The sequence below is a fragment of the Actinomycetospora sp. genome, assembly GCF_055612215.1.
The window spans coordinates 1-4,018 of record NZ_JBVPVA010000450.1; the positions used below are offsets into that span (position 1 = coordinate 1).

Consider the following 4,018-nt stretch of genomic DNA (forward strand, 5'->3'; position numbering starts at 1 on the left):
GTGCCGCCCCCCGGCCCGGCGCCCTCGGGAGCGGGCCCGACCATGTGGCACGACGCCGTCGTCGACCCGGGCGCCGGCACCGACCCCGCGACCGCGGGAACCGGCCTCGGCACCCTCACCACCGGCTGGTACCCGGTGCCCCCCGTGCTCGCCGGCGACCCGACGCCCGCCACCAACGTCGTCGTCCCGATCGCGGGGAACGACCCGGACAAGCAGCGGCTGGTGCTCGAGTTCGGCTACGGCCCCGCCGCCGCGCCCACCCGCACCGTCGCGACCACGGTCAACCCCGCCCCGGGCCTGACCGCGCGGCAGTGGCAGGAGGTGCCGGTGCTGCTGCCGGCCGACCGGCCGAGCTCGGTGCGGATCGTGGCCGAGGACAAGGTCGCGGGGCCGGACACCGCGCTGGCCGTCGCCCCGCCGCACCTCGGCGCGATGCAGCCGGTCCAGACCCTGACCGGGCCCGACGAGACGTCGACCGTGCCCGTCTTCGCCGACCAGCTCTCCGCGGCGCTGTGGCCCTGCGTGGACCAGGTGGCAGTGCGGGACGGGATCGCCCCGACGCCGCAGGTGCGCCTCTCGGCCGCGGAGAACACCCCGGACTTCATCCTGACCAACCCGACCTACGAGTCGTGGGGCGGCACGATGGTCCAGTCCGAGCGGACGTGGGCCACGGTGCGGATCTTCTCCGGGGTCACCCCCGGCGGGCCGCCGACGCTGCAGTGGGGCAACGTCGACCGGATCGTCTACGACCACCCCGTCGACGGCTACGACCTCACCGTGGGCCGGGTCTCGCGTGGCGGCCTCACGCGGTTCCCGACCCTCGCGAGGGAGGCGTACTCCGGCCGCGAGTACCTCGGCTGATGCGGTCCTCGGCGCGGGTCGTGGCGCTGGTCGCCGGCCTGGTCTCGGTGCTCGCGGCGCTGGCGTTCCCGTTCGCCCCGGTGACCCGGCCCGACGTCACCTACTCGTGGCCGGCACCGGGCTCGTCCTCCCCGGCGCCCGCGGCGATCCCGATGCTGCCCTACCAACCCCTCACGACGACGGCGTCGGTCGGCTGCGACGCCGCGCGGGCGGTGGCCCCGGGGACGGTGCTGCTCTCGACCACGCCGCCCCGCCCCGACCCGCTGGCCGAGCCGTTGCAGGGCCTGACGATGACGGCGGGGCCCGGGCCGGCGGTGTCGGTGGCGCTCGGGGGGCACGACGTGGCGCCGGTGACGCTGCCGCCCGGCCCGTGCACCGTGCGGCTGGTCAGCGGGATCGCCGCGACGACGGTGACTCTGGAGGCGCCGTCCGGGTCGCGGCAGGTGGCGCGGCTCGAGGGGGACACCCGGCCCGCGGTGGCCGGGGCGTTCACGGGGGCGGCGTCGTCGGCCGGGGTGTCGCTCGCAGTGGTGGCCGACACCCGCTTCCAGACCTCGGCGGGCGGACTGAAGATCGCGCTCGGTGGGCTGGCCGTCGTGGCGTTCGCGGTGGCGCTGGGTGCGGTGGTGGTGGCTGGCCGCCGTCGGGAGGCCTCTCCGAGTGAAAGCGAAGCGTCGACGCTTGCAGCCAGTGGCAGTGAAGCCCCGTCGTCGACCACCCCGAGACCCCGGATCGTCGACGTCGGCGTCGTCCTCGGCCTGCTGCTGTGGCAGGTGATCGGCCCGCTCACCGTCGACGACGGCTACATCGCGGGCATCGTCCGCTCGCGCACCCAGAACGGACAGGTCGGCACCGTCTTCCGGTGGCTCAACTCCCCCGAGACGCCGTTCGGCTGGTTCTACGACGTCCTCGCGCTCATCGCCCGCGCCGACCCCGCCCCGTTCTGGCTCCGCCTCCCGGCCACCGTGCTCGCGATCGTCGGCTGGTTCCTGCTCACCCGCGCCGTCCTGCCGACGCTCGGCCTCGAGCGCCTCCCCCGGCTCGTGCCGTGGCTCGCGGGCGTCGTCTACCTCGCGTGGTGGCTGCCCTACGACCTCGGTGTCCGCCCCGAGCCGTGGGTCCTCGTCGGGTCGACCGCGGTGCTCGTGCTGACCGAGCGGGCGGTCGAGCGGCGGTCGGTGACCCCGCTCGTCGTCGCGCTGCTGCTCGCCGGGATCACGCTCGCCGTCACGCCCACCGGACTGATGGCCTTCGCCCCCCTGGTGGCCGCGGTCGTCCCGCTGGTGCGCCTCGTCCGGGCCGACCGCCTGGGTGTCGCCGCGCTCGCCGTCGTCGGGATCGCGGCGCTGGGCCTCACGCTCGTCCTCGTCTACGCGGACCAGACGTGGGCCTCCGTGCTCGACTCGGTCGGCATCCGCACCCTCATCGGCGGCGACCGGCCCTGGACCGACGAGTACGTGCGCTACACCTCGCTGCTCACGGTCGGCGACGCCGAGGGCAACCTCGGCCGCCGTGCCCCGGTGCTCCTCCTCGCGCTCGCCCTGGGCGCGCTCGCGTTCGTCCGCTCCGTGCCCCGGTCACCGGCCGCGCACCGCATCGTCGTCACCACCCTGCTCTCGCTCGTGGCGCTCGCGTTCACGCCGACCAAGTGGACGCACCACTTCGGGGCCTTCGCCGTGCTGGGGACCGCGACGACCCTGCTGGCCCTCGACGCCTGGCTGCGCGCGCCCGCCGACGCGGAGCGGGCCCCGCGACGGGCGGCGTGGGCGGTGGCGCTGGCCGCGGGCGCCTCGGGGCTCACGCTCGCCGGCTTCAACCAGTGGCACTGGATCTCCAGCTACGCCATCACCTGGTCGACGATCTCCCCGCAGCTCGGCGGGGTGCGCTTCGCCGACGCCGTGCTGGTGCTCGGCGTGGTCCTCGCCCTCGCCTGCGCCGTCGTCGCGGTCCGCCGCACCCTCGGCCGTGAACGCCGGGAAACTGACACCGGACGTCAGCAACGAGGCGTCTCCGACGTCCGGCTCCTCGGGCTCGCCCCCACGCTCGCCCTGGCCGTCGTCGTGCTCGTGGTGGCCATCGAGGTGCTCTCGTTCGCCCGCACCGCCGTGCAGCGCCGCGACTCCTACACGCTCGCCTCCGACTCGGTCGCCTCGCTGCACGGGCGCTCCTGCGGGATCGCCGACCGGCTCCGCGTCGAGGCCGATCCCGCCGCCGGCCTCCTCACCGCCGCCGGTCCCGGCCCCGCCGCGCAACCCACCGCCGCCATGTCCGGCGTCGCCCTCCCCGGCTGGCGCGGCCCCGGCGTCACCACCGCCTGGTTCGGCCTGCCGCTGACCCGCGCCGCCCGGCCGGACACCCCGATCGTCGTGACGCTGACCGGCCCGGTCGCCCACGGCGACGTCGTCGCCGAGCTCGGGTCCCGTGCCCCCGACGGCACCGTCACCGACGTGACCCGCGTGCCCCTCGACGAGGAGGCGACGCAGTTCTCCGTGTCCGCCTCGGTCGACGCCCCCCGCGCCCGGGACCTGCGCCTCGACCCCGCCCTCGCCTCGACCCACACCGCGATCCGGCTCGTCAGCGCGGCCGACACGCCCGTCGACCAGGGCTTCACCGTGCCGCGCCTTCCGGTGACGGTGCCGTTCGCGCAGGTCCTGCCCCCCGGCGTGCCCGCCGCCGTCGACTGGCCCGGCGCGTTCCTGTTCCCCTGCACGCCGTTCCCGCTGCTCCGCGACGGGATCGCCACGCTGCCCGGATGGCGGGTCTCGACCGACGCCCGCAGCGAGGCGCAGTCGGGCTACATCAGCTACACCGCCTCCCAGGGCGGGCCGTGGACGACCGCGCGGGCGCTCGTCGCGCAGGTCCGCTACCCGGTCTACCTGCCGGGCCTGCCACTCACCGACATCGCGAGCCTCGAGCGCTGGGTCCCGACGAGCCCGCTGGTCGCGCCGACGATCACGCGTGGCGACGTCGGGCAGTCCGGCCTCACGACGCCGGGGCCGCTCTCGATCGGGGAGAGCTAGGCGCCGCCGCCCGCGTGGACCTGACCGCCAGCAGGGCCCTCGACGGCGCGCGCTAGCCTCGATCCCGATGCCTCGCTCCGTGAAGACCCTGGTCGGCTGGGCCCGGACCGCGCCGAGCCGGGCCACCGTGCTGTCCG

The 4,018-nt window shown here is 76.1% G+C and carries 2 protein-coding genes; both read left to right on the forward strand.

The window, feature by feature from the left end:
- Nucleotides 1–861 (forward strand): arabinosyltransferase C-terminal domain-containing protein (locus tag AC0CYZ_RS12610; RefSeq protein ID WP_472215777.1); only part of this gene is annotated, 861 nt, incomplete at its 5' end.
- A complete protein-coding gene (locus tag AC0CYZ_RS12615; protein WP_472215779.1) occupies nt 861–3,881 on the forward strand; it encodes an arabinosyltransferase domain-containing protein in 3,021 nt (1,006 codons plus the stop codon). The genes AC0CYZ_RS12610 and AC0CYZ_RS12615, both read left to right, overlap by 1 nt.
- The last annotated feature ends 137 nt before the right edge of the window (nt 3,882–4,018 follow it).

Excerpts from the sequence above, each read along its gene's own strand:
- AC0CYZ_RS12615 (WP_472215779.1), top strand. The coding sequence starts at position 861 with ATGCGGTCCTCGGCGCGGGTCGTGGCGCTGGTCGCCGGCCTGGTCTCG.